This is a genomic window from Microcoleus sp. Pol10D4, from assembly GCF_036701555.1.
GTDB lineage: Bacteria > Cyanobacteriota > Cyanobacteriia > Cyanobacteriales > Microcoleaceae > Microcoleus.
Map to the genome: position 1 here is coordinate 32,488 of NZ_JAUBRA010000041.1, position 26,568 is coordinate 59,055.

General features: G+C 43.9%; 22 protein-coding genes. 8 read left to right on the forward strand and 14 right to left on the reverse strand.

What is annotated here, in order from left to right:
* Positions 1–63: 63 nt before the first annotated feature.
* Genes QUA36_RS19695 through QUA36_RS19705 form a run of 3 tightly spaced genes read right to left on the reverse strand, consistent with a single transcriptional unit; the run spans position 64 to position 5,562 of the window.
* Entirely contained in the window at positions 64–1,188 is a 1,125-nt protein-coding gene (locus QUA36_RS19695; RefSeq protein WP_333384203.1) for an ATP-binding protein, read from the reverse strand.
* Positions 1,185–4,184, reverse strand: coding sequence for a WD40 repeat domain-containing protein (locus QUA36_RS19700; RefSeq protein ID WP_333384200.1), 3,000 nt, complete (start codon positions 4,182–4,184; stop codon positions 1,185–1,187). The genes QUA36_RS19695 and QUA36_RS19700 overlap by 4 nt, the downstream gene beginning before the upstream one ends.
* 1 nt (position 4,185) lies before the next feature.
* Positions 4,186–5,562 (reverse strand): AAA family ATPase, encoded by a 1,377-nt coding sequence (locus QUA36_RS19705; protein ID WP_333458803.1) that lies wholly within the window; start codon positions 5,560–5,562, stop codon positions 4,186–4,188.
* Between the two features lie 190 nt (positions 5,563–5,752).
* Here QUA36_RS19705 and QUA36_RS19710 point away from each other — a divergent pair, with 190 nt between their 5' ends.
* Positions 5,753–6,064: a TRADD-N-associated membrane domain-containing protein gene (locus tag QUA36_RS19710; protein WP_333322558.1), complete on the forward strand. Its 312-nt coding sequence runs from the start codon at positions 5,753–5,755 to the stop codon at positions 6,062–6,064.
* A gap of 221 nt (positions 6,065–6,285) precedes the next feature.
* Here the strand turns inward: QUA36_RS19710 and QUA36_RS31405 are convergent, their stop codons facing one another.
* From QUA36_RS31405 to QUA36_RS31415, 3 genes are read right to left on the reverse strand one after another with little or no spacing between them, the layout of a single operon-like run.
* Positions 6,286–6,672 carry a hypothetical protein gene (locus tag QUA36_RS31405; protein WP_445242791.1) on the reverse strand — a complete coding sequence of 129 codons (387 nt, stop codon included), beginning with the start codon at positions 6,670–6,672 and terminating at the stop codon, positions 6,286–6,288.
* Between the two features lie 29 nt (positions 6,673–6,701).
* On the reverse strand, positions 6,702–6,899 hold the full coding sequence (locus QUA36_RS31410) for a hypothetical protein (RefSeq protein ID WP_445301445.1): 198 nt from the start codon (positions 6,897–6,899) through the stop codon (positions 6,702–6,704).
* Positions 6,900–6,905: 6 nt separating this feature from the next.
* A complete protein-coding gene (locus QUA36_RS31415) occupies positions 6,906–7,022 on the reverse strand; it encodes an IS1/IS1595 family N-terminal zinc-binding domain-containing protein (protein WP_445242790.1) in 117 nt (38 codons plus the stop codon).
* A 212-nt stretch (positions 7,023–7,234) separates the two neighbouring features.
* Here QUA36_RS31415 and QUA36_RS19720 point away from each other — a divergent pair, with 212 nt between their 5' ends.
* From QUA36_RS19720 to QUA36_RS19735, 4 genes are all read left to right on the forward strand, one after another.
* Positions 7,235–7,909 (forward strand): hypothetical protein, encoded by a 675-nt coding sequence (locus QUA36_RS19720; RefSeq protein ID WP_333458804.1) that lies wholly within the window; start codon positions 7,235–7,237, stop codon positions 7,907–7,909.
* 293 nt (positions 7,910–8,202) lie between these two features.
* Positions 8,203–8,424 (forward strand): hypothetical protein, encoded by a 222-nt coding sequence (locus QUA36_RS19725; protein ID WP_333458805.1) that lies wholly within the window; start codon positions 8,203–8,205, stop codon positions 8,422–8,424.
* Positions 8,425–8,721: 297 nt separating this feature from the next.
* On the forward strand, positions 8,722–10,809 hold the full coding sequence (locus QUA36_RS19730; RefSeq protein ID WP_333458806.1) for a hypothetical protein: 2,088 nt from the start codon (positions 8,722–8,724) through the stop codon (positions 10,807–10,809).
* A gap of 367 nt (positions 10,810–11,176) precedes the next feature.
* Entirely contained in the window at positions 11,177–11,812 is a 636-nt protein-coding gene (locus QUA36_RS19735; protein WP_333458807.1) for a hypothetical protein, read from the forward strand.
* 3 nt (positions 11,813–11,815) lie between these two features.
* On the opposite strand, the gene QUA36_RS19740 is transcribed toward QUA36_RS19735, so the two are convergent.
* Positions 11,816–12,880 carry a DUF5895 domain-containing protein gene (locus QUA36_RS19740; RefSeq protein ID WP_333458808.1) on the reverse strand — a complete coding sequence of 355 codons (1,065 nt, stop codon included), beginning with the start codon at positions 12,878–12,880 and terminating at the stop codon, positions 11,816–11,818.
* An 82-nt stretch (positions 12,881–12,962) separates the two neighbouring features.
* Between QUA36_RS19740 and QUA36_RS19745 the strand changes: the two genes are divergently transcribed.
* Together QUA36_RS19745 and QUA36_RS19750 are read left to right on the forward strand one after the other, a co-directional pair.
* Positions 12,963–14,897: a type IV secretion system DNA-binding domain-containing protein gene (locus tag QUA36_RS19745; RefSeq protein ID WP_333458809.1), complete on the forward strand. Its 1,935-nt coding sequence runs from the start codon at positions 12,963–12,965 to the stop codon at positions 14,895–14,897.
* Complete coding sequence (locus QUA36_RS19750) at positions 14,894–16,057, forward strand: hybrid sensor histidine kinase/response regulator (protein ID WP_333458810.1); 1,164 nt, start codon at positions 14,894–14,896, stop codon at positions 16,055–16,057. The genes QUA36_RS19745 and QUA36_RS19750 overlap by 4 nt, the downstream gene beginning before the upstream one ends.
* 81 nt (positions 16,058–16,138) lie before the next feature.
* On the opposite strand, the gene QUA36_RS19755 is transcribed toward QUA36_RS19750, so the two are convergent.
* From QUA36_RS19755 to QUA36_RS19765, 3 genes are all read right to left on the reverse strand, one after another.
* Positions 16,139–16,816: a response regulator transcription factor gene (locus QUA36_RS19755; RefSeq protein WP_333151665.1), complete on the reverse strand. Its 678-nt coding sequence runs from the start codon at positions 16,814–16,816 to the stop codon at positions 16,139–16,141.
* 159 nt (positions 16,817–16,975) lie between these two features.
* Complete coding sequence (locus tag QUA36_RS19760) at positions 16,976–17,656, reverse strand: hypothetical protein (protein ID WP_333151663.1); 681 nt, start codon at positions 17,654–17,656, stop codon at positions 16,976–16,978.
* A 596-nt stretch (positions 17,657–18,252) separates the two neighbouring features.
* A complete protein-coding gene (locus QUA36_RS19765) occupies positions 18,253–18,555 on the reverse strand; it encodes a hypothetical protein (protein ID WP_333151661.1) in 303 nt (100 codons plus the stop codon).
* Between the two features lie 174 nt (positions 18,556–18,729).
* Here QUA36_RS19765 and QUA36_RS19770 point away from each other — a divergent pair, with 174 nt between their 5' ends.
* The gene (locus QUA36_RS19770; protein WP_333281234.1) at positions 18,730–19,056 is read left to right on the forward strand and encodes a hypothetical protein; all 327 of its coding nucleotides are present in this window, start codon (positions 18,730–18,732) and stop codon (positions 19,054–19,056) included.
* A gap of 645 nt (positions 19,057–19,701) precedes the next feature.
* Here the strand turns inward: QUA36_RS19770 and QUA36_RS19775 are convergent.
* From QUA36_RS19775 to dnaX, 4 genes are all read right to left on the reverse strand, one after another.
* Complete coding sequence (locus QUA36_RS19775; protein ID WP_333458811.1) at positions 19,702–20,883, reverse strand: hypothetical protein; 1,182 nt, start codon at positions 20,881–20,883, stop codon at positions 19,702–19,704.
* A gap of 226 nt (positions 20,884–21,109) precedes the next feature.
* Positions 21,110–23,743, reverse strand: a complete 2,634-nt coding sequence (locus QUA36_RS19780) for a DEAD/DEAH box helicase (RefSeq protein ID WP_333458812.1) — start codon at positions 23,741–23,743, stop codon at positions 21,110–21,112.
* A 343-nt stretch (positions 23,744–24,086) separates the two neighbouring features.
* The gene (gene holA / locus QUA36_RS19785; RefSeq protein WP_333458813.1) at positions 24,087–25,037 is read right to left on the reverse strand and encodes a DNA polymerase III subunit delta; all 951 of its coding nucleotides are present in this window, start codon (positions 25,035–25,037) and stop codon (positions 24,087–24,089) included.
* The gene (gene dnaX, locus QUA36_RS19790) at positions 25,034–26,566 is read right to left on the reverse strand and encodes a DNA polymerase III subunit gamma/tau (RefSeq protein WP_333458814.1); all 1,533 of its coding nucleotides are present in this window, start codon (positions 26,564–26,566) and stop codon (positions 25,034–25,036) included. The genes holA and dnaX overlap by 4 nt, the downstream gene beginning before the upstream one ends.
* Positions 26,567–26,568: the final 2 nt, after the last annotated feature.

The following is a 26,568-nucleotide window of genomic DNA, read 5'->3' on the forward strand; positions in this document are numbered from 1 at the left end:
TCATCCATCTTCTTACTGCGTGAGCCTGGAAAACTTGAATTATGAAGGCAAAATCGTACAAAGTTAACTCAACTTTTGACTCAGGAAGTTACGAAAGCCTGAGTGATAAAGCTTGTAACAAGTGGTTCCATGTATAAGGTGTGGATTTAGGAACTCGATCCAGTTTTCTAAAACCTTTGCTACTTCATATTCCTCCTCACCAATCGTTGCTGCGATCGCCTCCACCGACATCGGTTTCTCCTGCTGAACTAGGATACGCAGAACAAGGTGAGCAATCGAAGACAATCTCTTACCTCTCATCTGCTGCCAGTGCTGTTGATAGTAGTGTTTTAGTTCAGGGGGAAGGCGATCGCGTTCCAAGGGGTAGAGGTACGTGCCTTGAGCAATAGTGGAGAGCAATTTACTCAAGTACATGAAGTTATTCTCGCTGGCGGCAGTGAGGCTTGGGTAAAATTCGGCTTCGCTGATGTGCTGAGTGTTCAGGTAGTCTCGAATAGCAGCTCCCTGCTTAGTAGAGGTCAAGCTCTGCTGAAGATAAGTGTGTATGTCTAATTGGTTTTGATTCGGGTAGTGGTCTAGATTGAGTGTTTGGTTGGGAGCCTCGATAAGTAAGCCGGATTTCTCTAGTGGAAAGGGGCGACGACTGAGAAAGAAATAAATGTGTGGGGGGAGATAGCGGGGTAGATAGAAGAGATTGGAACCGGGGGGGTGATTGTTGAGGTCAGCGCGATCGAGGGCATCAAGGGCGATGATAAGGGGTTGAGAGGATGGTAGTTTATCGCTAATTTTTTGAAGGAGCAGGGAAAGCAAGTTGCTGCCTTGCGTGGCATTGTTCGGCAGGACTTCATAAGAACAATCTGCTGTAATTGTTTTAAGGTAATTGAGTAGTTGAGTGCAAAGAGTGTGGAGGAAGTGGTCGGGGTGTTGGTTGTTGGAATGTTGGGCGCTGTAGTAGAGGATGTTGGGATGCTGGATTAGGTATTTGGCGAGGATAGCGGTTTTGCCAGTGCCGGGAGAACCAGTGAGAGTGAAGTAGCCGCGATCGCATTTTTGGAAAAAATCGCTGAGGACAGCGAAGGCAAACTGGCGACCTACAAAAGTTTGGGAAATTTTCTGGAGGAATCGCTGAAAGTTAGTAGGAGCGGAGATGGAAGTAATGGGAGATGATGCCGGAGGAAAAATATTCATGGTGGTACCCCTATACCTTCCAAACGTAGGAAGTGGAGTTGCCCAACTCGATCGCCTGCAACGATCGTCGTTCCTTCTGGTGCAATAGCGCAGCAGGTTAAGGAAGTATCTGCTGTAAATCTGGTTATTTCCTCTCCAGTAAGTAAATCCCAAACTCTAAGCGTATGGTCAGAGGCAGCAGAAACCAAATGCTTGCCATCTGGGGTGACGGCTATTGCCTCTACCGAGTCGCGATGACCATCGATCGTCAAAATTTCCTCACGGGATTCTAGATTCCAGACCTTGAGAGAGCCATCAGATGAACTTGAAATTGCTCGTAAACCATCCGGAGTAACTGCAACAGCGGTTACTGGAGAGGAATGCCCCGCAAGCGTGAAAAGCTCCTTGCGAGTTCTTAAATTCCAAACCTTGAGCGTTTTGTCCTTTGAACCAGAAATCAGATATTGACTATCTAAAGTAACTGCAACAGAAGCGATCCAATCTTTGTGACCTTGCAGGGTATAAATTTGTCTTCGAGTAGTCAAGTCCCAAATTTTGAGTGTTTTATCTCTTGAACCAGTTATAGCTCTCTCGTTGTCGGGAGTAATAATAACTTTATTGTCTCGCTCGCAGTATTCTTCATCTATAAAGTAACAAACTCCTCTATAAATTAATGATACAGAAATTAGAAAAATTATAAATAAAAATTCCTGGAACTCCCCAACGTATGAAAGAGGATTCTGTAAAATAGCAGGATGATATTTTAAAATTCCAAAACCGATAGCAATTCCTAAAGTTACCCATACTCCGCTTATAGCGATGTAACAAATTTTATGGATGATTAATAACCAAGATTTTAACTGAAAGACTTCCTTCAGAGTTTCTGTTTTCCAGGCTTTAATAGTCTTGTCAAACGAGCTAGAGATTAAAAGCTTACCGTTTGAACTCAACGCTATAGAGCTAACTTGCTCTTGATGACCAGATAATATAGAAAGCAGGTTTCCTGTCTGCATATCCCAAACTCTAATAGTTTGATCATTTGAGCCTGAAATAACACGCTTATTGTCTGGGGTAACAGCAAGAGCAGTTATTAAATCCCTATGAAATTGAGCAAAAGTATTCCAACTTTCTAACCAATCGTAACCTGTATGCTTGCAACTTTCATTAACATTAATATTCGTTAAATCATTTATTTTAGGAGTTATTATATCTACCATTTTTAAAAAAGGAAAGAATACTAAATACACATAACATAAACCTGAAAACGTCCTGAGCCAAAACCTGTTAACAAGAGAGAGTCCAGTTGTTATAAAATAATAGAAAAGAGCCGCTAAACCTCTTGCAATAGTGGATAAATCACTTTTAAACAAAGTTTTAATAAATTCACTAAGATGATGTAGTTGATTGATAAATGTGAACAAAACTCTTGTAAAAAAATCTAGGTTCAGGAAGATAAAAATGGATAAACCTAAAAAAATTAAAACATAAGATATTATTGCTCCAATAAGTGCGATATTTTTTATAATAAGTTCGATATTTTCTGTGGTAATTAAAGATTCAGATTCTCTTTCCTCTATATCCCAGATTTTTATAGCTTTGTCTGTGGAACATGAAAACGCTTGTTTACTATTAGAGGCAATAACAACAGAATTCACTGAGTTACTAATATCGTTCAAAGTAGATATTTCTTTGCCTGTTTCTAAATTCCAAATTTTGAGAGTTTTATCCTTGGCTCCAGAGACAGCTTTCTTCCCATCATCACTAATGGCAACTAAAGTTATTTCATCGCGATGTCCTGTTAGTGTCAATCGTTGCTGTTGGGTTTCTAAATCCCAAACCATAAGGGTCTGATCTTTTGATCCAGAAATAGCCACCTTGCCATCAGGAGTGATAGCGACAACCGTTATCCTATCTGTGTGACCTGTAGTAATTGTAATATCGTCTTTTGAATTAACTTCTAAATGTTTAGTTGGGGAAATGCCCAACGTATCTTCTAAGTTTTTTACTCTGAGAATCCTATAAGTTTTATGGTCAGAACTTTTATTTTTATTAATTACACTTGAACACGAGATTGCTTTAAATCCGTTACGAGCAAAAGCAATAATAGTGTCGAATTCTGAACTTGAACTGTCTAAAATAACCCTCTTCTCTCTCGTTTCTAAATTCCAAGCTATTATCCTAGGGTATGGTATATGCTGGTGGAAGAAACCTTCAATAAAACTTTCAATAATTATATTCCATCCATTAGCTGTAGTCGATCCAGATGTAGTCACCCATTTGCTGTCTGATGTAACAGCGATTGTTTCTATAAGGTATTCAGGCTCAGTCATTGTAAATAATTTTTCTCCTCTAGCTAGGTTCCAAACTGTAAGAGTGCCATCCTTTGATCCAGAAATTACTTGCTTACCATCTGGAGTTACAATAATTGCTGTTACGGCATTCCTGTGACCGCTCAGACTACGCAGTTCCTTTCCCGTTGCTAAATCCCAAACTTTGAGAATACCGTCGTCTGCCCCCGATACTATTTGTTTGCCATCAGGAGTTAGAGCAATTGCATTAATCGAGCTACTGTGACCTGTAAAAATACGTTGTAACCTGCTACCAGCTCGAATCAAACCTGATTTAAAAGGACGCAACCAAACTCTTTGATTCTGATTAATTTGCTGCAATAAGCTGTGAATAATTGGATGGTCAAATCCTTGTAATCTCCCCCAAAGCTGTGATGCCAGTTGTGTTGGATCTTCTACTAAAACATGAGCCGATAATCGCAATGCCCCCTGAATTAATCCCAACCATGCAAAAACTTCTGAGTTCCACTCTGGATGATTTTTTGCGTCGGAGTCATCCAGTAAATCGTAATCCTCAATCAGCGCTTGTACCCCAAACTCTGGATGCTGAATTTTGCCTAACAGGAACTCAAAATTGCAGAGCAGTTCATAGTACTTGTGTAAATTGCCCGAACGAATCAGGTTATAAGGGTAGGCTCCAAAATAAAGCCGTTTCAGAGTAGGGTTCACTTCAGGCAATCTCCTGTTCTATATAATTTACAATCCGTTGATTTACATCCTGAAACAATTTTCGGGTTGGCTTCAATTCCCATTTTGTTTTTAAGAAATCAAGAAAACTGGCATGGTAGATGCTGTAGCAAACTTCTTCCTCAAGGATTTGCTTCTGTAAAAACTCACGCCACTTCTCCTCTAAAATGCGATACACCTCATACTCTTCTTCCCCAGAAATTGCTGCTACCATTTCGCAAGGAATTGGCGTACTCGCTTCCACCAAAATGAATAACACGATTACCATTCTTTTTTGGGCACCTTCATTCATTCCCATTCGTTCCCAATGGGTTAGGTAATATTCTTGAAGCCCCTGGGGAAGTTGCTTCAGTGTCAAGTCATCATAAATTCCCTCCGCAATGGCTGGCAACACGTAGCGCAGATACATAAAATTGTTCTCGCTCTTTGCTGACACCTGCTCTACAAACTCTTCTTCCTGCAGGTTATGCGCCTCAACCCACTTTCGCAGGCTAGCTTGATGAGTTAAATCCCGATCGAGCATCAGGTGAATATACGCCTTCACATCTGCGTAATTGGAACCCTCGTACTCCGGCGTTGTTAAATCCAACTCCTCTACTGGAATCCCTGGCGAAACCGTCAAGCGCTTCTTGTCTAGACTATAAGGGCGGCGAGTCAACAGGAAGTAAACGCGATCGGGTAGTACCACCGGCAAATGCAACAGGTTTTCCCCAAGTTCCTGTTCCACCTCGTCCAAGGCATCTACCACAATCACCAATCGCTCGCCAAACGGAAGCTTTTGGCTTACCTTTTCTAATAGTGTTGCTAAATTTGCCTTCTCGGCACCCTGCAACTGGTAACGGCGAATCAGTTGCCCCCGAATACTTTCTAGAAAAAGTTCCGGTCGATTGCGTCGCTCCGCCAGCACATTGAAATAGCAGATGGCATAGTGTTCAGAGACGTACTTTGCAGCGAGAGCGCTTTTCCCCATCCCTGCCTCTCCGACTACTGTAAAGTACCCTTTGGGCTGCTTTTCGAGAAACTGCTCAAACGCATCAAAAACAAACTGCCGCCCACAGAACGATCGCGTCTTCTCCCCAATGAGCGCTTCAAACTCTTCTGGCAACTGCTGTTGCGGATACCAGTCTTTAGGCGCTACAATATCCGTTGGCTTGAGTCCTAACTCCTTTGTAATATTGATTACTGCCCATCGCTCAACTCCATTTGGGCAAGGTTTCGTACCTAGCAGACGCTTCACCGTATCCACAGAAACCTTTGCTTTGTGCGCTAGTGAGTCTTGAGTTAATTTTGCTTCTTCGTATGCCCGTTTCAGGTTACACTTTCCTTCCTCACTCGATTGAACTTTGTCAGATTGAAGCATTGAATTTTTTCCCATACCAGGTAATTACACTATAACCAACCTTAGATTCTGGAGAATAGGGCAGATAGGTTTTGAGTATCTACCTATCTGCCCTACTCTGTGGGGCAGACAGCACAACCCATTAGCCCTAGATAGAACCAGTCTTTTTGCCTCAGTATCGTGATATCGGGATTAAATAAGGACAAAACCAATGGATGTCAAACCTACTCAACAAGCCGCATTCACAACAGAGTCAGATTTTACGGGTGACTGCAGCAACCTAAAAGAAGCAGTTCTGCGAGAACTGTTGCGTCAAGCCCACCATAGCTACAATCTAGCCCTTGCCGTCACCGCAGGTTCTGCACTCATTACCCTAGCTGGTGTTGGTCTGCTTTATCTAGAAAAAATCCCAGCCGCTTCATTGACAACAGCAGGAGGAGCAATCGCTAGTATTGGCTGCATTCAGGTTGCCAGAGAGTGTAAAGAGGAACTACGTCAAATGATGGAGCAATTATCGCAGTAAGTCTTTTTGCACCTTATGAGATGGGAATTTTCAGGGTAATGCTACACAAGTAATGATGCGTTGTAATGATGCAATACTCCGGACAGTTTTTGGAACAATACTACAAGCTTACGCGGGGCAAGGAGCATAAAAAAGGCGAATTAAATGTAAGTCAGGGGTGGAGCTGACATTGATTTAATTATCCACACTGGCTCAAAGTCAAGCGAGCATAAGCTATTGGGCTATATAAAAACTGTCCGGACTATTGATGATGGATGAAATACCAAATGACACCAATGTGATTCTCTAAAGACGTAGGAATTCGACCAGGTTTTTCGCACTAAGCGAAAAACCCGCTGTCGCAAGGTATTGTTAAATCGTTCAATGTAGCTGGTCAAACCCGTTTCTTTTCCCACCGCTTTCCGGGCGTTTGCGGGCATAGCACAGCCGCGTAGGCTGTCCAGAAGTCGGTGTAAGCCACTGCACACTGGCGGTAGGCCAGAGGTAAGGAATTCCACAAAGCTTGGGCTGCGGCTTCGTCGTGCAGGCCCCATATAAACACCGACAATCTCACGGGTGTCTACATCGAGTGCTAACCAAACCCATTGTTTATTGCCTTTGTTGTCCATAAAGGACTATAACTCGTCGCACTGCATCGTCAGTCTCCCCTTTTTTTGGGTGTCACTTGCACGCTTCGGGACACGTTTGCATATTTGTGGTTCATGTAGGTTTGCAGCCATTGCTCAAACACTTGTACAGCCCGAGCAATTCCAGCTAGGGAGAGGCGTTCGAGCAACAAGCGGTGTATCAATTCTCGGGTTGCTGGGTCAACGACCTTCTTTTGGGAATGCTCCACAAATTGTCACCTACACTCATGACACTTAAATAGCTGTTTACCGTTGTGGATGCGACCGTTTTTGATGGTTTGGGAAGATGTACAGATTGGGCAAGTAGGGATGGGCAGATAAAAAGGGAACAAACTATTCTATATCATTACATCTTGAGCACTACCACTTTGAAAACTTCCGAGTTATGTGTTTGCTTACTTGGCCGTTTGATTGTTAGTTTAGCATACTAGCTAATGAATAACCAAAAATTTTAGAGAAAGGTGGATGGGAAAATGTTGTTGGAATTTAAATTGAAAGATTATGACTATAATGTAACTGAGTTTCCCACTTACCGAGCTTTTTTATGAGTAACTCAATTCCCTCCCAGCCCCAATCCACAATAGATGATACAACCAGTTATCCGCGCTTGATGGAACTGCTAGAAGCAGAAGATGCAGCTAATGGAGAAGTTGGCTGCGGTCGGAATTTGGGTAATAAACCTTCACTTTATCTAAAAACCTGCGGTATCAATATCTCTGATGAAAAGCTAAGAAATTTGTTAAGGAAGTATTTAGGTCATTTATTGATGGAGCTAGATTTTGACTCAATCATCAACCAGGTGAGTCATTTCGTAGAGTCATTAGTCGTGCAGGAACACACTCAATTAGAGCAAAAAAGACCAGCATTAATGCTCTTAGAATCAGTTTTTGAGCAAATTCCTGCGAAAGAACTCAAACAATGTATTGAGTCAGAATTGGGGGAGTTTTGTTCGGAAACTGCGATCGAGCAAATTGTTCAGTACACTGGTCAAGTGATTTACTATTCACTTCTCCAACCTCGACATAAGTGGCCCAAACCTATTTGGGTACTAAGTGCTCTTGAGAAGGTGTATATTGCTCAGGCATCTAGTTTAGATGCAGCAATTGCCCAAGTTAAAGCACAATATCCCGACGAAACCGGAGAGCTGCAAGTAATAAAAGTCGGAGGTGTTCTCGCACCAAACCAAGTGATTTGCTTGGACTTAATGAACAAATTTTAAATAAAAAATGGGGAACGAATTTGGTAGCTTTAAACGCACCCCAACCTGCGTCATATCCCCTCTCTTAAGCATGGGTATTCTTTAGCTTTTAGTTCCTACTCTCTCTTAAAAGACATTTTAACAGGTTTCATAGCATTGCCCACTCCTGAGAGCCGTTAGGCAACCTTCATAAAGCTGCCCCCTCCATTTAGAGGGGGTAATTTTTACTGAACGAAATCGCTCACAGGAATGAAGTTGCAGGAACTAGATGCGATTTAAATTGGAATTGTTGACCACATGAACTGATAAAAACCATGCAGAATTCATCGATTGAACCTAATTCCGGCTATAACAACTCCGGTTACGAATCGGAACCCGATTTGACTGTCGGTTACTCGTCATCTAAAGAAGTTGGTCAAGGTAATTTTGACAACGCTTACCAAGAAAACGTCTATGACTTGTCCAACCTAGCAGATACTCCTTGGACAGATTCAGCAGTCCGCCCGAATCCACAGCTTGAGCTGGAACTTGATTAAAGAAAAAAGCGAAGATGGGGAAATGCAGTCCAGGACGCACTATCAACCTAAAAAAACCAGTTTCTCGTTCTTATAATCAACCTAAAATGACGGAATTACATAGGAATACCGGGTTTTTGGGTAATTCCTAAAAGGGAGAGGGGGATAGAGGGGGAAAAGGAGATTTAGCTGATGGGTAATTTCTGCAATACTGCTCTATTTTTCGTAATGTTTTAAAAACAGTTTAAACTTTTTCCAAATTAGAAAGAATAGAGCAGCTTTTTTTGCCTAATTTTAGTTGACACCAATAGGATTCCCATGAACAGTCCAAAGCAGTTAAAAAAATTAAGCCAGGTAGGAGCGGCTTTAATAGCTGCCAGTACACTCTGCCTAATTTTTGCTTTCATCTGCATTACTTTCTTAAGCTTTCCATCAATTGCTAGCGCCAGTTCCTTACCTACTAAAATTTGGGAAAAAGAGCAATCTAGAGTTTTGCTGCCAGATTGGAGCCAAATTACCTTTAGTTCCCTGTCCGCCGTTGCTAGTTCTGGAAGTTCTGGCGGCCGAAGCTGGCAAGCCGGCACTTCTGTTGACAACATCTTGAAGCTGGGGGACATTAACGATGTAAAACCTGAAATTCTTTCTTTGCAAGCAATTGAACAATTGGCATTAGGGGATATCAATTTAGAGAATATCAGCTTGTCAGCATTTCTCTTAGCTGGTAAGCAAACTGTCGGTCACTTAGCTGAAATTGTTCCGAATCTTAGCCAATTTCAATTGAGCGATGTTCCTCCAATTGCTTCTTTATCTTCTCAAATAGCCGGAGTGAACTCTAACATCAACCAATTACCAATTGGTCAAGCTGTAAAACAAGTACCGCAACTAGCGCAGGCAAAACTTAACCAAATTAACCTATCTGAGTTTGCGATCGCCCAAATCCCCAACCTTAATAGCGTAAATTTAGAACAGTTCTCTGGCTGGTCAGAGGAACTCATCAGCAATATTCCGCTCCTGAGTCAAGTCCCACTTTCTAGTTTTCCTGTTCCTATTGCGTCCATTGGCAGCACAATCATGCGAATTGACACGATCTACAGTCGGTACGAGAACAAGCGCAATAACACACTTTCCGGTTCTAATGTAGAAGGATTTGCGGTAGCGTGCGAGAAAGATTGCGCTTATATCGAACTCGACGACATGGAAAACGCCGGTCGCCGCGCCACAGGGCCGCTAGAAGGCAAGCAGTGGATTAGCGGCAAATACCAGGAAGTACGAGGCGGTTCTGGCTGTTTGAGCGGTTGGGAACCGACGGGCCGGCATCCTTTTGGGGCAGTGTTTAAAGTAGTGGTAATGGAACCGTCAGAAACCAGCGATACTGTTGACACGGCTCTGTACTTCAGGTTTAGTTTGCCCTGCGGCAAATCGCCTTACATTATTGGCCCGGTTCCGTTTCTCAGTTACAGCGTTAATTCGCCTATGTTTGTTGGTCGATTGGAGGGCGGTTCTTCTAACAGTATTTCGCGTTCAAAAGGCGTCGCATCCGAAACAAAACCTTCAAAGCCACTGAGTTCCAATCAAGCTAAAGAAAACACTTTACCAACTCAGCCTGTACCTGAATCAAAGCGAGAGTGCGCGCGCCCCGCAACTTACGTTAACGGTGTGGATGTAGCTTCATTAGGGGAGGCGTTAGCAAAGCTTTCCGAAGGAATCGCCAATTTGGAAAATGCAGCCAGTGGCGATTACGAAGCTATTGGTGAGATGGTTTGTACCGAAGGATCTCGCAACTGCGGGCGGGCGATCGGTCGCTATCAGTTGATGAGTTACCGGGAAGACGTGCAGCGTGCTGTCAGCTCAATTCCAGGGGGGGCTAACTTTATCCTGAACATCAACAAAGGCCAAAAACCTACAAGAGAGGAACTCTTCCAATATTTTCCTCCTGCTGTTCAGGATAAAGTCTTGCAAAATTCTCTAGCTGAGAACTTAGTCAGCAGCCAACAGGAAATTGACCCTAAAACTGGGCAGGTGTTCAAGGGCGATCGCTTAATTGAGCGAGTAGCACAGAAACACTTTGGGGGTTCTGGCAGTAAAATTGATGCCAGCTATTCCAACATTTTAGGTGGCTACTCTCTCAAACAGTACGGGGAAAAAGTTCGAGAGCTTTATAACCACAATACCAGCGACAATTGCCAAGCTAATTCTGGTGACAGCAATGGCATCAGCAACTCGGTCGGCTCCGGCATTACTTTAAATGCTAGTGGGAGTATTAAGGTTGCGCTGTTCATTAGCTATTTTTTGATGGGAATGTGGTTCTTAATTCGACTTTTTTACAAGCGAAAGCAGCAACTTTTTATGATTCTAATCGGTTTGGGACTAGCAATTAGTTTTGGCACGGCTGCACTCTCCCATTGAACCAGGGGAAAGAGGAGGTGGAAAAGCAAGTTATTAACAAGTCTAACAACCTTCTCTACAACCAGGACGTTTTTAATTGCTGAAACCATTAATTTTATGGCATTGATATCAAAATTGGTGGTATCGGAATGATTAAACCACAGAGGGCACAGAGACAGAGAAGAGAGAGATGCATAATTCCGATGTCAACTGATTAGATATGACTTCTAAGCTATTCAGGATATAAATTGTAGAGGCGTTTTGTATTCCCCAAAGGAAGTCATAAAAATTGACTGTAAGATTTAGACATACAACAGCTTACTTCAGGAAAACAATCTCTCTTTTATTGTCCTTTTTTTTCTTTTATTTTGTATAATGGGAGTAACAAATGGTTAAACAAAATAGGGTTACGCAACAAACAGCAGGCACCCAAAAGATTGTCAAACCCCCGGTTTGGTTAAATCAACTTGGTTACTGGTTTCGCATTGGTTTGACAGTTTTTACCGCCCTGTCGCTATTATTGGGGACAGTTGCTTGCACGAATTCTAGTTCGGCAACAACCGCACCAGCTTCTTGGCAACAAGCTTTGCGAGTCACTCCAAAAGAAACTTTAACCCTAATCGTAAAGGAACACAGCAGCCTTCCAGAACTCAAAGTAGCGGCTGGGCAAAGTGCTGTGGCGGAAGCGATTAAGAGAATGCGAGTGTGGCAAGTTAATGGCTCGGTGGGAGGGCTGAACCTTTATGATTTCAATAATTCCGCTCTGTGCGGCACAAAAGGCTGCCTTTATGTTGGCTACTTAATTCCTAATGATTCAAGTCAAATGCCAACAGAAGTATTTGCCGCTTATCTCGACCCCCATAAATCGCCGAAAACTCCTTTGTTTAAGGCTGACAGTTCCTCGCACGAGGGTTTGCCTTGTCTAGGAGTGAATCAGCTTTCCAAAGAAGGCCGCCGCCAGCTTCAATTTTGCTACGACGGCCTTACCTATCAACTTGCTGACAGCCAGCTTTTCAGTAGTTAGTGTTTAGTAGTCTGCGGGTTCATCGAAGTCAAAATCTTCTGCTGAATCAACCTCAACTTCAACCTCAGCAGCCTCGGAAAATTCATCTAATTCCTCTAATTCTGAGTCGGTTCCTCCTTCAACTTGTGCAATTTTGCGAGGGGGCGACAATTTACCTCGATTTTTGCGGTTAGTTACGCTTTCTGGTAACGCCTGGACTTCAGGTTCCGCACCAGCAGCTATAGCTGGCAACTGGGCATCGCTAGCGTCAATGAAGCCAGCAATGTTATTGTGCAGTCCCCAAATCAATTTCTTTTGTGGTTTTTGACCGAGAAATAGCTTATGAAAATTAGCATCAGTTGGCTGAGTAATGCTGTGAGTTTTGCAGCAAAAGGATTTATTTTTGCCTTCCCCTTCTTTGACAGCTCTAAATTCGACATTCAACACTCCCAAAGAGCGCCACTTGTCATTTTTACCGCTGTAATCTCTCCCAAAGCAATCAGCAAATGCCCGTTCCAGATTGCGGTAAAATTCTTCTCTAGCGCTCTTAAAGCTCCAGAGGGCTACATTCTTGAAACGGACGACAATCGGTACCTGATGCAGGGGTTGGTTTTTGGGATTTAGAAAGATGAGAGCGTGTTCGGAACATACTTCCTGCGTCTTTTTATCGAGGGAATCGCGATATTCGTCGTAAAGCCCAATAAAAGTACCTGCTAATTCTCCATTTTCTTCAATATCTTTGTAGCGGATGTACTCAGGCACAAAAGCTAATACCAACATTCTCGCTTTTGGGAGCAGTAAGCCGGTCACTTCTTCGCTTAGTTCGACCGTTGTCAATTCCTCAACTTTAGGCATTACGTGCCATTCCGCTTTGACAAGCTGGTCGTTCGGGAGCAAAATACCTGCTGGGTTATCGTTAATCACGATTCCATAAGGCAAAGAGGGCTTGCGAGTTTGGTTGTAATCACTGTTGAATAGCTCCGGATCTATCTCGTAATAATCACCGCTCTTGTTCTTTTGCGTGTTGGACTTTCCACTAGAATTCTGTCCTGTTTTACTGGGAGATTTCGCGTTATTGCTTCTTACCATTGTTTACGTATTTTTGTAATGGTCTCCCCATTGAGGCGATAGCCGCTAGCTGAAACATTTAGTTTTTTAAGATGTAAAAAAAATGAACAATTTGCAATTTTTGCCTAAAATTAACAAAGCTACCTTGGTACCAATGGCAGTTCAACCTCCTAAACGTTCGTTAACTAGCATAGATTTTGGCGGGTTGTTGGGTCAGTTTATGAAGCCAGAGGGACTGGCAATGTTAGGGCTAATGGCAGGCTTACTTATTGCTTCCAAATTAGTTGGAAACGGGAAAGGTAAAATTACCTCCGGGCGGCTCTGCGGGACGGCAGAAAAATTGGCAGCCACAGGCTCTGCCCTCAAGCAAATGAAAGAAAAAAAACGGCAGCCCGTTACTTTGTGGAGCGGTACGCCGACTTATTGGTTTAAAGGTTGTCAGGGATTGAGTGCTCGATTGCAAACGCTATTAGGTGCAAATCCGACGGTTTGGTTTCCCCACGCAGAACGCGGAACTTTAGTCATTGGTGCTCCGGGTTCTGGCAAAACATTCAGCGTCATTGACCGGATGGTTGAAAGTGCATTCCAGCAAGGTTTTCCTGCCATTATTTACGACAAAAAAGGAGACCAAATGAAACTGCTTGCACCCCTTGCAGTGCGCTACGGCTATGACGTGCAAGTGTTTGCGCCAGGGGAAGCTTACAGCGGCACTATCAATCCTCTGGATTTTATGAGAGATGCACAAGATGCAGTAATGGCAGCAGAAATTGGACAAGTTATTGCTCGAAATGCTAGTCTGGGGGAGAGTAAAGGCAATGAGTTTTTTGACAAAGCAGGCGAGTTGATGGCGAAGGGTTTAGTGCAGTTGGCAAAAAGCAGTCCTTACCCGGATTTAGCTTTTGTGTACGCAATTATTCAACTGCCAGATTTGGTCAAGCGCATCGACCACGCCGTTCACCGACCTGACGGTCATCCCCTCAAAATGGACAGGTGGATTGCCTCTAGTTTTTCGCAGTTATTAAGTTCAAAAGATGCTGAAAAAACAGTGGCGGGCATTAAGGCAACCGCAGAGGCAACCTACTCCAGTTTCATTCAAAAAGATTTGTTGCGGGCATTTATTGGTCGCAGCACCATTCCAATTGCTTTAGAAGGCAAAAAGTGCATTATTTTCAAATTAGATGACCAAAGACGCACTGTAGTGGGGCCGCTGTTAGCTGCTGCTATTCACTTATGTGTGGTGTCTAATTTGAGTCGAGTACGTTCTGACCCATTTTTGTACTGCTTAGACGAGTTTCCGTCTCTCAAGTTCGACAGAATGGATCAGTGGGCTAACGAATATCGTTCTGCTGGCGGCGTGCCGATTGTTGGCATTCAATCGCTCAATCAACTCTATAATCTCTATGGGGATAAAAAAGGGGCTGCGATCGCCAGTGCTCTGTCAACTCATGTCCTCTTCAACCCCGGCGATTTTGAGACAGCCGAGAAATATTCTAAGCGGTACGGGGAAGTGGAAGTGCTGGTAAAAAATCGATCGACCGGCAGCTCGACGGGGCAGCAAACGAGCCGTTCTGTCAACTGGAGCGAACAGTTGCAAAAGAAACCGCTGATTAGTCCTGACGAAATTCTGAGGTTTCCTCAAGGCAAGTGCGTCATCACTTCACCGGCCTACGCAACGGGGACGGAAGCTTTATTTCCCTACCCTCTCAAGATTCCGGTGCGGCCCGGCGACATAAAGCGAGCTAAAGAGTCTGAACAACTGTGGGACAGCAGCATCAGACCGCAGCTTGAAAGGCGGGCGAAAGCTTTGTCAGTAGAGCAGCAGACGGGTAAACTGCTCAATATAGATGAAGAGCTGGATCAGCGGATTCGATTCGCTTACCAATTGCTGCCACATCCGAACGATCCAGAAGAACCCGTGACTGTGGCTGATGTTAAGTCGCCTGTTAATGTTGCTGGTGCGAACAGTGCGGCTGAGAAAATAGCGGTTGGCAATATTCGGAAAAAACTCAAAACTCTGTCCTTTGGTGGCGATAGATGATGGAGCAAACTAAACAATTTTTGGCTGACATTTTGATTGTTGACGATATTCCCGCTAACATTCAACTACTCTCTCAATTGCTACTTGAAAACGGTTACAAAGTCAGGAAGTTGATTAGTGGAGAGCGAGCTTTAAAAGCAGTAGAGTTGCAAGCGCCAGACTTGATTTTGCTAGACATAAAAATGCCCGGTATGGATGGTTATGAAGTCTGCCGTCAACTTAAAGCATCTGAAGCTACTTGTGATATCCCTATAATTTTCATCAGCGCTTTAGATGACGTATTTGACAAAGTAAAAGGGTTTGAGGCGGGCGGTGCTGACTACATTATAAAACCTTTTGAGCCTGTTGAAGTGTTAGCGCGGGTATCTGCCCAACTTAAAATGCAGCGCTTGCAGCAGCAACTTCGCTGCGTTAACGTGCAATTGGCTGCACAAAATGTTCAGCTCAGCCAGGAAATTCAAGAAAGACAGCAAGCAGAAGCCAATTTAAGAATGCTGTTGCACGCTGTTTCGCACGATTTGCGATCGCCTCTATCGGGAATGTCGCTGCTGCTGCGAAGTCGCCTCAATGATGCTGGCAGCAACATTGTTATTGATAGGCGGACTGTGGAGGTTATGGTGCAAAGTTGTTCGCGCCAACTCCAGTTGATTGAGTCACTAACAGCAACACAACAGTTTGATGTGAAAAGTGCTTCTTTAGCCATGAAGCCGCTGTCGCTGCCCGCTTTAGTCCAAAATATTCTTATTGAAAGATTACCAATTCTCAACCAGCATCGAGTCAAGGTTAAACAGCTTTTGGCAGCAGATTTGCCTTTAGTCCATGCGGATGCCCAGCAGCTCTGGCGGGTGTTTGGCAATCTGATCGACAATGCTGTTAAATACAATCAGTCTGGGTTTATTTTGACGGTAGAAGCTAAAAAGGAAGGTGAGATGGTTCGCTGTACGGTTGCAGACAATGGGGCCGGAATTTCTCTTCAGCAATGTGCAAGATTATTCGAGCCTTATACGAGGGGAGTTGGAGTTAGTTTAAGGCAAGGATTGGGATTGGGACTTTTCATTTGCAGGCAAATTGTTGAGGCTCACGGCGGAGAGATTGGCGTTGATAGCGAATTGGGAAAAGGAGCGAGGTTTTGGTTGACATTGCCAAAGTTTGAAGATTGACAAGATGCCATAATTTGCTACGCGATAGCTAGGTCTCAAAAACCACTTTTTTTAGAACAATTAGAAGGTGCATTCCAACGGCTAAACCAGCCCCAAACGCAGTGCTTTAACGGCAGCCTGGGTGCGATCGCTCGCTTCAAATTTAGCTATAATCATCTCTACATGACCTTTGGCGGTGTGGACGCTCATTCCTAGTTGAGCAGCGATTTGTTTATTGCTTTTACCCTCAACTAGCTGCTGCAAAACCTGCATTTCCCGTTCAGTCAGCTTGATGTCGTCATTCGCATAGCTTTCGGGCAGTGGCGTTTTGAGATTTTGCAGCACGCAGTCGGCAATCTTAGGGTCTAGGTAACTGCCACCTTCTTGCACAGTCGTAATCGCTGCTAGAAGTTGTTCTGCGTTAGTGCCTTTAACGCAGTAGCCGTGAGCGCCGCTTGACAAAGCCGCCATAACTTGAGTTGGATTGCTGTGGTGGGTGAGCATCAGGATGCGAGTATGCGGCAGTGCGGCTCTGATTTGCTGCGCGGCTGCAATACCGTCGATTCCGGGTAAGTCAATGTCCATCAGCACGATGTCTGGTTGGTGTTGCAGCGCGGCACTGACGGCTTCGTTGCCGTTAACAGCTTGGGCGACAACTGTTAAATGGGGTTGGTTATTGAGGATATGCTGTAGACCGAGCTGCATCATCGGGTCATCTTCAACTATCAGGATGGTTTTTAGTTGGCTTGTTTTTGGTTGGGTGGCGGTAGTTGCAGTCACGGCTAAGATTCCTACTACATTTTATCCATAGTCTATTGTTTTTCCTCATATTAAAGAGTGTCATCCTCCTATGGAGAGAAGAAAAGTATTTATTTGGGGGCAATTTCGTCGGAAGGTGGATGTCTCTCGATAGGAGGATGGTAATAAAATGTGAACTGATTATATCGATACTTCGTTGATTTCATCCAAATTGATAGCTGTTGCTACTTTCTTCGGTTGAGGTGTTAGATGACCATTGAGCTTGATAACTGTTTGTTCTGTCTCTCGTTCAATGGTAGTCAAAAGCCAATTTTGAGTTTGTCGGTGTTGCTTGCTGTCCCAGGCAAACAGAACTTTTTCTGCTTGTTGAGTCGGGTGCAGTGCCAAAATAATCAGTTGCAGCTTGTGAGGCTCGATCTCGAAGAATTCGGCAGCTACCCATAACTTAACTCGGTCTTGCCAAGTCAGTACAGGATGGCGAATCGCCCACTCAAATAGTCTGGGTGTTCCTTTGACTAAACCCACATTTGTACGGACTTGTATCACTTTAAATGGAGGAGAAGGGGAAGAATTTTCTTCTGTCACTCCCCTTTTTGTTCGGTCTAGTTTTGTTTGAATTGGAATGTCAACAAACAGTTTTCGCTGCGGTAAAAACAGTGATGGCGATAGTTCTTTGAGTTGGAAAACCCACTGCTGGAACTGGGGGTGACTGTTGAGAATTGGCTCGACAGGTAATCCCATTAAAATTTGCTTGACAAGCAGTTGCAAGCGTTCTTGGAGATAGGAAGGAACAAGAGGTGGCTCTTGTAGTGGGCTAGTATGAATAGTTTGATTGAGATCTGATAGAGTAAGGAGGTACATTGCTCAGATTATAAAAGGCTGAGCAATAGCGGCGATCGCCACAGAAAAAGTCCGGGAGTGCGGAATGGGATTAAAAATTTATAGCCCACATCCTGCACCCTCAACTGTCACAGAGCATGAAGCAATGTTGAGAATATTTATACCTCGCGTTCGATTGGATAGTCTTTAAGCAAAAATACTCCGGTCAGGCAATCGCCTGACACTGCCTCGCCTTTTCTTGTAGAATCATGGAAAAAAAATTACCAATTTCCTAGTTGAAAGCAAGCCCAATTTATGTTTTTTTTACTTTAAAAAAGCATTTTTGCCACTAACTGAAGTGTTATTCAAGCAAGGTATTTTAACTAAATAAGTAGTATCCGCTTATAAGCAGGTGGAAAAAAACGCACAGTTTTAATCCAATCTTGTGTGAGATTAGAGACGATTAGCTGTTTCCCAAGCACTCACCATTTGTAAAGGGAAGCCCAGGGAGGTAACAATTGCTGACTTGCGCTATCAAAGGACTCAGTTTGTGCTGTCTTCTGAACGGAGTTCTGAGGACATTCAAGCGATTCGCAATCAAGCATCGTTTGCTTTACCAACATCAGGGATAGACCGGTCTAGATTTGCTGTGACCCCGCAGGAATTGTTTGAGTACCGTCCCCCCGCTTACGATCCAATTTGACGGCCGACGGCGAGGTTTCTTCCAAAAACTGTGCCACAGATTTTATGACATCTGTTGCGGTTTTGGGTACGAGAACCAAATCTCCAGATGCCAGCATATCCAGTATGGCACCGGGTTTCCCCTTACCTCCGTACAAGTGACCCATCGAAGCTGCAAGCTTTTCAAGTTTTTCTGGTGTCTGTTGCGCAACTCTCGCCCGAAAAATAATACCTGAAGGCGATTTCTGTTTCCGTCCCATGTTCGACCTTATATCTGTGCTACAGTTTTAACAAGCAGTAAGCCAATACTAAAAATTGTACAAGACACGAGGTTTGAGTGGAAACTTCAGCCCGCTTGCGCTCTATCAGTTTAGGGTGCATTGACTCAAGGTTTGCGGAGTGTGCGATTGCTTGCCCCCTAAATTTGACTGGTTATGCCCAAAAAGCGCAGTTGTTCCGTGAAAACTCCAACGCTGCACAGTGTGTTGCAGGATTGCTATCAACTCAAGCTGGAAGACCTCAAGTACCTGAAGGATGCAATTGACGTGCTAATTGAAGCTGAAGAGAAAAGGTTGTCGGAATTGGAAGCCGACTCAGACTGGGAAGATAAACGAGAAGAAAAAATGGCTGCTACCGGTGCGCGCGGTAGTAGGGGATACATCGAATCCAAGACAATCAAAGGATGTGGCCCCTATGCCTACTTAAGGTTTCGTAAGGGCGGCACGCATCATTCGTTCTATCTGGGCAAGCTCAAGCCTTAAGTTTTTTAGAGTGCATAGACATTGATAGATTAGTGGTTCTGGCGTTTATGCACCCTAAATTATCGGCGTTTAGGGTGCATAGACATTGATAGATTAGTGGTTCTGACGTTTATGCACCCTAAATTATCGGCGTTTAGGGTGCATAGCGATTGATAGATTAGTGGTTCTGACGTTTATGCACCCTAAATTATCGGCGTTTAGGGTGCATAGCGATTGATAGATTAATGGTTCTGGCATCCATGCACCCTAAATTACCGATGTTTAGGGTGAATAGACATTGATAGATTAGTGGTTCTGGCGTTTATGCACTCTAAAGCAAGCGAGTCATTTAGGGTGCATAGGCATTGATAGATTAATGGTTTTGGCGTTGATGCACCCTAAATTAGCAGGCGTTTAGGGCGCATCTGCCTTGACAGATAGAGGTTCTGGTGTCTATGCACCCTAAATTGGTTGTGTAGTCGCGCTCACAACTGAGTGTCTGACAGCGTTATATTCGGCTTGTTGCTTTCCGAATTCCGAACTCATGCGTGATAGCTTACCAACGATATCGGTAGCTTGGTTCGTAACAATGAGAATAACGTAGAGGTGATTTGAACTCAACTCTTCACCTACACCACAACAATTGTTCAATAGGTAGCTATTGGGCTAGAAATCGTCCAAATTAAACAGCGTAAATTGATGAGGCGATGTTGTCGTATTTCTGGGTCGGCGTTTGCCCTTAATAACTTCTTGAACTACTGGATTAGAGTGAATTGATGTCTGATCATTCAAGTCAATAACTTCTGAGCTTTCTCCTGAACTTATTTCATGTTCGACTGGACAATCAGTATCATTTTTAGCCTGAGACTCGACTGGCTCAAACCACTCATTATACCAGTAAGCAGCGTTTATTGATTCGGGTCGATCGCTACTTAAAGTATTGCCAAGGAGCAAATCAGTTTGACCCAACCACCAAATCGGAACAGCCAGCCAAGGTGAAAACATATAAAACTGAAACAAAGCGCATTTTAATAGAGTACGATCTACATCTTGACCGATACCGCTCAGACAGTAATTCGACTGTGTTAACATTAAAGCACCCGTACCGCACGCAGGTTCATTGAAGCTGGAAATTCGCTCTGTCTTATCACCACTGACTAACTTAGATATCAACTGACACAAAGCTAAGGGTGTAGGATAAAACCCTGAACTTTTTTGAGCAGTCTTTCCGCAAATTTGGGGTAGCAGTCTGCCCATATAATCTTCAGGATACAGCATAAGAATTGACAGGTCAAACATCTGATAAAGACGCATTGATGCACCTTCACAGCCGGCGGGTTCTTTGGGTAAAATCTTGTAAGCTGGATGTCCGAATGCGAACAAAACCCAGTCCAAGAAAAACTCCAAATAGTCCCAAGCCGACCAAGTTTTCCATTCTCCATGTTGAGGAATGCAATTGAGAGTGTTATCTAGCATGGCTTCTGCGGTAGGAGAATGCTGCCATTCGATTTGGGGAATCGGTTCTGCTGGCAAAGTTTCCTCAATTACAAATTTGGGTAAGCTTTCGGGTTTTCTGTTTTCCAGAATGGCTAGCATTGGCTCCATCTTCCACCGCATCCAGGCATGAGCGGGGACAGCTTGACACAAAGCCCAATAATCCCACCTTCCCCATAAACATCGGTCTATTTGTGCGACAATTGTTAAAAGCCAGCCCGGCTTTAAATCTCGTTTGAGGTTGGGAATTAAAGCTTGCTTTTTCTTTTGTTTATAGGGTTGCTTTCTGAAATGTAACAGCGTTGACTCTCTAGTCTTGGAGTCAATGACTGGTAAGACAAGCTTGTTTTTCATAAGTACAAGTCTGAAAAATGCACCCCTAAAAACCGCAGTAGCGGTTCGCACAATTCTATGTTGATGCAAGCAGCGTCTTGTTTAATAAAAACAGTAAAAAAATTTGGGAAATAGAGTGTAGCTATTTTCACACAAAAAAGCTACACTCTATTCCCACTCCCATTTTCCCTATTTCTCTCTCCCTATTCCCCTTTCTCAGCCGTCTATTCCACCCATTTTTTGATATTTAAGGAGTAGAAAATGCTTCGCACAGCAGCAGCCCCACCTGCTTAAGTAAAGCTTTATTGCCATCAGGGCATCCCGACTGAATCAAACATTTAGGACAGCCAGAACTGCAAGAACAACTGCGGGCTAACTCAGCAGCCGCATGAGCTAATTGAGGGAGAGAACGAAAAATAGCTTCCGAGGTTCCCGAACCCCCTTCTGCTAAATCGTAAAAGAGTCCTGCATAGTCATTTGCACCTCTCTTCTCTACCAGAAAATTCACATCATTAGCTGAACCCAAAATAGTCAGAGGTAAAGCGGCTAAAATTTGATGGCCGAAACTGTGAATAGCCAACAAATTCGCGGGGTACTCCCACAATTGCTGATATCCGGGCGGAATCTGCTGTTGAGATTGAAGCAATTCCTGGCGAGTAGCTGTTACTACCTGTTGCAGATAACATTCAACCGGGGAATTAAAACTAATTTGCAGTACAGGAGTCGCAAATTTTATTTCGTAAGGTTGCTCAAAGTTTACCTCATTAAGAACCGATGTTAGCTCAGCAGAGCGAGTTCTCTTGCCACAAACAGGACAGGCAGTACATTTTGGTAAATGCTCTTTGTAATTGACACACTTTCTATTGAGACAAGTTAACTCGTAATTGCGAGTTAATAATTGATAACCAGTAACAAGTTGGCTAATTTCTCCCCAAACCAGTTCCAAAATAGCTTGAGCTGGAATTGCCTTACTATCCGTTGAATTGGTTGGAACATTTCCTTCAACTTCTGGAATAACCAACGGGATTTGTTGAGGCAAACTCAAATTCTGCTTGAGGCTGGTATCAGTGTGGCTAATCGCTACAGTAAACAGTCGAGTTTCAGGGGTGTTTTGCAAAATAGCTTTGCCATTCAAGAGCGAGCGCGAAGTATAAGTCACCAAACAGCCGTCTGAGTTTTGCGTGCGGTAAATAGCACCAGGAAATACCTCTCGATAAGCAATCTCCGCACTGAGGAGTTCAATCTCTTCTTGAGTATCCGCATCCACCAGTTGTATCGTGCTAGAACCCGTTCCCCCTCGAAAGTTTACATCTTTATGGGGAAAGCCTTTAGCCCATAATTTATCCCGGCTTCTGTGAAGAACACCTTGCTCAATTAAAGCCGTTGCAATTATATGAGCGCTCTTGCCAAAGTAGTGCTTGAGCTTATTGGCAGGAATGCCTGTTTCGACAGCCGCGCACATCAAATGTTTGGCAATATCTATGGGATAATTGGCATTAAAGCTCACCAATTCAGATTCGGCCGACAGCAACAATTCAGGGCGCTCGGCAAAATAGTTATCCAAAGGTGATTGTGCAATGGGAATGAAGACAATTAAACCGGAGTTTGCGCGACCAGCCCGGCCAGCCCTCTGCCTGAAAGCTTGCAAGCTTCCCGGCCATCCCCTAATAATAGCAAAATCAAGTTGAGGCAAATCAATTCCCGCTTCGAGAGCGCTAGTGCTGAGGATACACTTAACTGTTCCTGACTGCAAAGAGTTAATAATTTCCCTGCGGCGCTCGCTTGTTAAACTGCCGTAGAAAATTGCTACTTGCGACTCAATTCCCGAGTTAGTTTGAGTTACAGCTTCTTGCTTAAAAGTGACCCACAAGTTCTTAATTGCTTGTCTGCCGTTACCGAAGCAAATTCCACTTTGCCCTTGCTGCAACAAAAACATAATGATGCGAGCAACATCGGAATTAGCATCATGAGTCGGTTTAGTAACAATTAATTGCCGTTCTGGGACAGCAGCTCCGCTAGAGTTAATCCAAACTAACCGCTCGGGTTTATTGATATTTCGCTTTCGACTTCTACCAGATAGTAACTTTGCTAATTTAACGGGATTGCCAACTGTAGCACTCAATATCAGGAATTGCAGTTTTTGAGAAGAACCCCCGCGCTCGTCTACTGCCAATTTTAATCGGCGAATTAAGCTAGCCATGTTAGCTCCGTAAACTCCGTTAAAAGTGTGAGCTTCATCTAGGACAATATAGCGGAGGCGACTTAAAAAGTGCTGCCAAGGCTGACTCCAATGAACGCCTTTCAGCGCATAGTGAATTAACTCTGGTGTTGCGCTGATTATGCTGGGATTTGCAGCTAATAATTGTTCTCGGGTTTTGGGAGGAGTATCTCCAGTTAGAAGGGCAAGGCGCGGGCGGGCAGGCTCAGGAATCAGTTGGAGCAAATCGGCAAGTTTTTGACTTTGGTCGGCTGTTAAAGCTTTCAAGCCATAAATAGAGAGTGCAGTAAATTGATGTTGGAGAATGCCCTCTAAAATAGGCAAGTACGCACTTAAAGATTTGCCAGAAGCTGTTGCTGTGCTGAGGATGACATCTTTGCCCTGGCGCACGGCTTTGAGTGTTTTAATTTGGTGCGAATAAAGCTGTTGAATGCCTTGGCTGTGCAAAGCAGAAATTATTGAAGGCGGCAAGTCTTGAGGAATTTTGTAGAGCTTAGGAGTTATAGCAGTAGCGATTGTCTGATAAATAACCTCTTCGCCTAAAAACTCACACAAATCGGCTGTTGCAGTTGGCTGCAAGTGGCTTGCTTCTGGAAAGTTATTTTGGTGAAAATCATGTCTGGCTATTAGTTGGGAAAGAAGGTTGATATAATTGGGAGGCATCGGTCACTCTAAGAATGAATTTTTTCTCTCTTACTACCGATAGGTAGAAAAAGGATACAGCACGTCAAGCATTAAAGTTTTGCAAAGAAGTCCCGCAAGAAGTGAGGTTAAGTTTGGGATTGAGTCCCTAAAAATATAGCAGAAGGAAAAGAAGAATGTTAGAGTGGCGATCGCTACCCCAAAACAAAAAAAACAGGACTAATACAGCAGATTCCACGTTTATGAAGTACATCCCGGAGCGATAAATCCACGTAGGGACACGGCAATGCCGTGTCCCTACTGCACTCCAGAAATCTGGGATACGCTGTAAAAGGCTGCTAATTTAATTCGGCAGCCTTTTCTGTTATTTAGTGAGTTGAGTGATTCTGAGCAAAGCAGGCAACATTGAATCAGACTTTTCTCCGGTTTTGAGGGCAATTTCTAAATCAAACAAAATGGAGAGCGATCGACTTAAGGAGTTAGCAGATACTTCCTTAACCTCCTGCTTGAGGAAATACAGCCGTTTGGGGTTACTAATTCCGCACATACTAGCAATTTCACTATCAGAAAGTTTGCACCCGGAATCCAGAGTAGCTTTTACCCACAGCCAAGTTTTAAACTGAGTTTGAAGAGTAGCAATAATTGCTAAAGGAAACTCTGCCCGAGATAGCAATTCATCAAGCACCTTAATTGCCCCGACTGCTTGACCTTTTAAAAGAGCTTCTGCCAGTTGAAAACAGTTGGCTGTGGTAGCTGGAACGAGGATTTTAGCAGATTCTTTCGTAATGCGAGCGCCTGCTGCATAAATGGCTAATTTCTCTAGTTCACTGACTCTTCTAGCAGAATCGTTGCCAATTGCTACTGCTAGATAGCTGACAGCATCTCTGGCAATTGAAAGATTCTTTTGTTTAGCAGTAGTAGCGATCGCACTTTCAATCAAATCAGTACGCCAAGGGGGAATGAGAGTAAACTCCTTAAGTTTACCAAACAGCAATAAATGCTTGACTACCTTGAGCCGTTTGTCGATAACAGCAGCAGTGAAGACTAAGTGCGTTGTAACAGGTAACTGGGGCAAAATTTGCAGCAATTCTAGCCCCATTTCTCCAAATTGCTTGAAATCGCAATTTTCAACGACAATAAGTTTGTTTCCACCGCCGAAAGGAACTGAAGCAGCAGCAGAGAGGGCTGCATCCAGGGAAGAAGCATCGAAGCGGTGGATGTTGAAATCTCGCCAGAGAGGATGAGTTTGAGTCTTAAACTTTTCAACTTCTCGTTCAATTGCGTAGGTGTCATTCCCAATTAGGATGCTAATCATGCTGCTAATTCCTCCTGTTGTTTGACAGTTACAGTAACAGAGCGGCCTAAAGCTTTAGTAACCATCCGCTGCACGCATTCAAGGTGACTCTGAAACTTGTTCGCGTATTTTCTTTCTACTGCTAACACACATGAATCAGCCGAAAGTTCGGCAATTTGAGCACGGTTTAAGAGGCTACGATTTCCTGGTTTAGCTGCTGCTACTACTTGCGCCCAAGTTGTCTCGAAGTCAAGAGAATCTGCCTCTAGTTTTTGAGGGGTTTTATCAAATTTGTCATGCCGATCAGATTGGGAAGTTGCAGGCGATCGCATTTCCTTGGCCGCAGGTTTGCTTGACAGCATCAAGTTCAGCAGACAGACTTCTAACCAGGTAGCAGCATTGGTGCTAGTTCTCAATTGAAATTCTGATTTTTGCAATTGTGTACAAGCCGCATCAATTGTTTCAAAATCGAGATGAAGAGCGAGCGAGCGCAGTTGTGAATAGCCTACTGGCCCTGCAATTAAATTCTGGCAGTGGCGCGTTGATTTGACAATGAGCAAATCTCTCATTGCTGCTAGCAAGCTGCTGAGAATCAGTTTGGGGGTTTTGCCGCTGTCAATGAGCGTTCTCGAAGATTGCAGTACGCTTAAGGTATCGCCAGAATGAATGGCTTTGAGAAGGGCGATCGAGTCTTGCTCGCTGATGCTGCCAGATACTTCGGCAACTTGAGTTAGGGTAATCTCTGAGTTTAGCAGTGAAAGCTGAGAAAGTAATTGCAGGGCATCTCTTAACCCTCCGTCGCAGGTACGAGCGATCGCCCGCATCGCCTCACTTGCGATCTCAATAGATTCAGTGGAGCTAATTTTGTGCAATTGTCCGACAATAGCATCAACTGACAAGGCTCGGAAGTTAAAAGTTTGGCAGCGGGAGATAATTGTCGGCAGGACTTTATGTGCTTCAGTCGTACAGAGAATAAACACCACATGAGCCGGAGGTTCTTCAAGGCATTTGAGGAGAGCATTTTGAGCGCTGGTACTGAGTTGGTGGCACTCGTCTAAAATCCAGATGCGGTAAGGGCTCATCGCTGGCGCAAAGTTGCTGTGTTGTATTAATTCTCTGGCATCATCCACGCCATTATGTGAAGCAGCATCGATTTCAGTTACGTCTAAGCTTGAACAGGAGTCAATGGTTTTGCAGCTTGAACATTCTCCGCAAGGAGTGGCGGTTGGCTTTTTGCTATTCAAACAATTGAGGGATTTAGCAAGGATGCGAGCGGTTGAGGTTTTGCCTGTTCCTCTGGGGCCAGTAAACAGGTAAGCTTGAGCAATTTTGTCGGAGGTGATGGCATTGGTCAAGGTTGTTTTGATGGTGTCTTGACCCACTAATTCTTGGAGGTTTTTTGGTCGGTATTTGAGGTGCAGTGGTTGGTACATGGGAGTAGTTAGAATAGTTCTGGTAACTATTCCCCGATAGGGGAGGGGAACGAGTGGGGAGTGGGGAAGAATGAGGGGGATATATAGCAAGTCTAAATCCGTTGTACGATTCATCATTT

Excerpts from the sequence above, each read along its gene's own strand:
- QUA36_RS19765 (WP_333151661.1), bottom strand. The coding sequence starts at position 18,555 with ATGGGACGGAAACAGAAATCGCCTTCAGGTATTATTTTTCGGGCGAGA.
- QUA36_RS31405 (WP_445242791.1), bottom strand. The coding sequence starts at position 6,672 with ATGGACAACAAAGGCAATAAACAATGGGTTTGGTTAGCACTCGATGTA.
- QUA36_RS19780 (WP_333458812.1), bottom strand. The coding sequence starts at position 23,743 with ATGCCTCCCAATTATATCAACCTTCTTTCCCAACTAATAGCCAGACAT.
- QUA36_RS19740 (WP_333458808.1), bottom strand. The coding sequence starts at position 12,880 with ATGGTAAGAAGCAATAACGCGAAATCTCCCAGTAAAACAGGACAGAAT.
- dnaX (WP_333458814.1), bottom strand. The coding sequence starts at position 26,566 with ATGATGAATCGTACAACGGATTTAGACTTGCTATATATCCCCCTCATT.
- QUA36_RS19745 (WP_333458809.1), top strand. The coding sequence starts at position 12,963 with ATGAACAATTTGCAATTTTTGCCTAAAATTAACAAAGCTACCTTGGTA.
- QUA36_RS19695 (WP_333384203.1), bottom strand. The coding sequence starts at position 1,188 with ATGAATATTTTTCCTCCGGCATCATCTCCCATTACTTCCATCTCCGCT.
- QUA36_RS19750 (WP_333458810.1), top strand. The coding sequence starts at position 14,894 with ATGATGGAGCAAACTAAACAATTTTTGGCTGACATTTTGATTGTTGAC.
- QUA36_RS19725 (WP_333458805.1), top strand. The coding sequence starts at position 8,203 with ATGCAGAATTCATCGATTGAACCTAATTCCGGCTATAACAACTCCGGT.
- holA (WP_333458813.1), bottom strand. The coding sequence starts at position 25,037 with ATGATTAGCATCCTAATTGGGAATGACACCTACGCAATTGAACGAGAA.
- QUA36_RS19735 (WP_333458807.1), top strand. The coding sequence starts at position 11,177 with ATGGTTAAACAAAATAGGGTTACGCAACAAACAGCAGGCACCCAAAAG.
- QUA36_RS19770 (WP_333281234.1), top strand. The coding sequence starts at position 18,730 with ATGCCCAAAAAGCGCAGTTGTTCCGTGAAAACTCCAACGCTGCACAGT.
- QUA36_RS19760 (WP_333151663.1), bottom strand. The coding sequence starts at position 17,656 with ATGTACCTCCTTACTCTATCAGATCTCAATCAAACTATTCATACTAGC.
- QUA36_RS19705 (WP_333458803.1), bottom strand. The coding sequence starts at position 5,562 with ATGCTTCAATCTGACAAAGTTCAATCGAGTGAGGAAGGAAAGTGTAAC.
- QUA36_RS19730 (WP_333458806.1), top strand. The coding sequence starts at position 8,722 with ATGAACAGTCCAAAGCAGTTAAAAAAATTAAGCCAGGTAGGAGCGGCT.
- QUA36_RS19710 (WP_333322558.1), top strand. The coding sequence starts at position 5,753 with ATGGATGTCAAACCTACTCAACAAGCCGCATTCACAACAGAGTCAGAT.
- QUA36_RS19720 (WP_333458804.1), top strand. The coding sequence starts at position 7,235 with ATGAGTAACTCAATTCCCTCCCAGCCCCAATCCACAATAGATGATACA.
- QUA36_RS19775 (WP_333458811.1), bottom strand. The coding sequence starts at position 20,883 with ATGAAAAACAAGCTTGTCTTACCAGTCATTGACTCCAAGACTAGAGAG.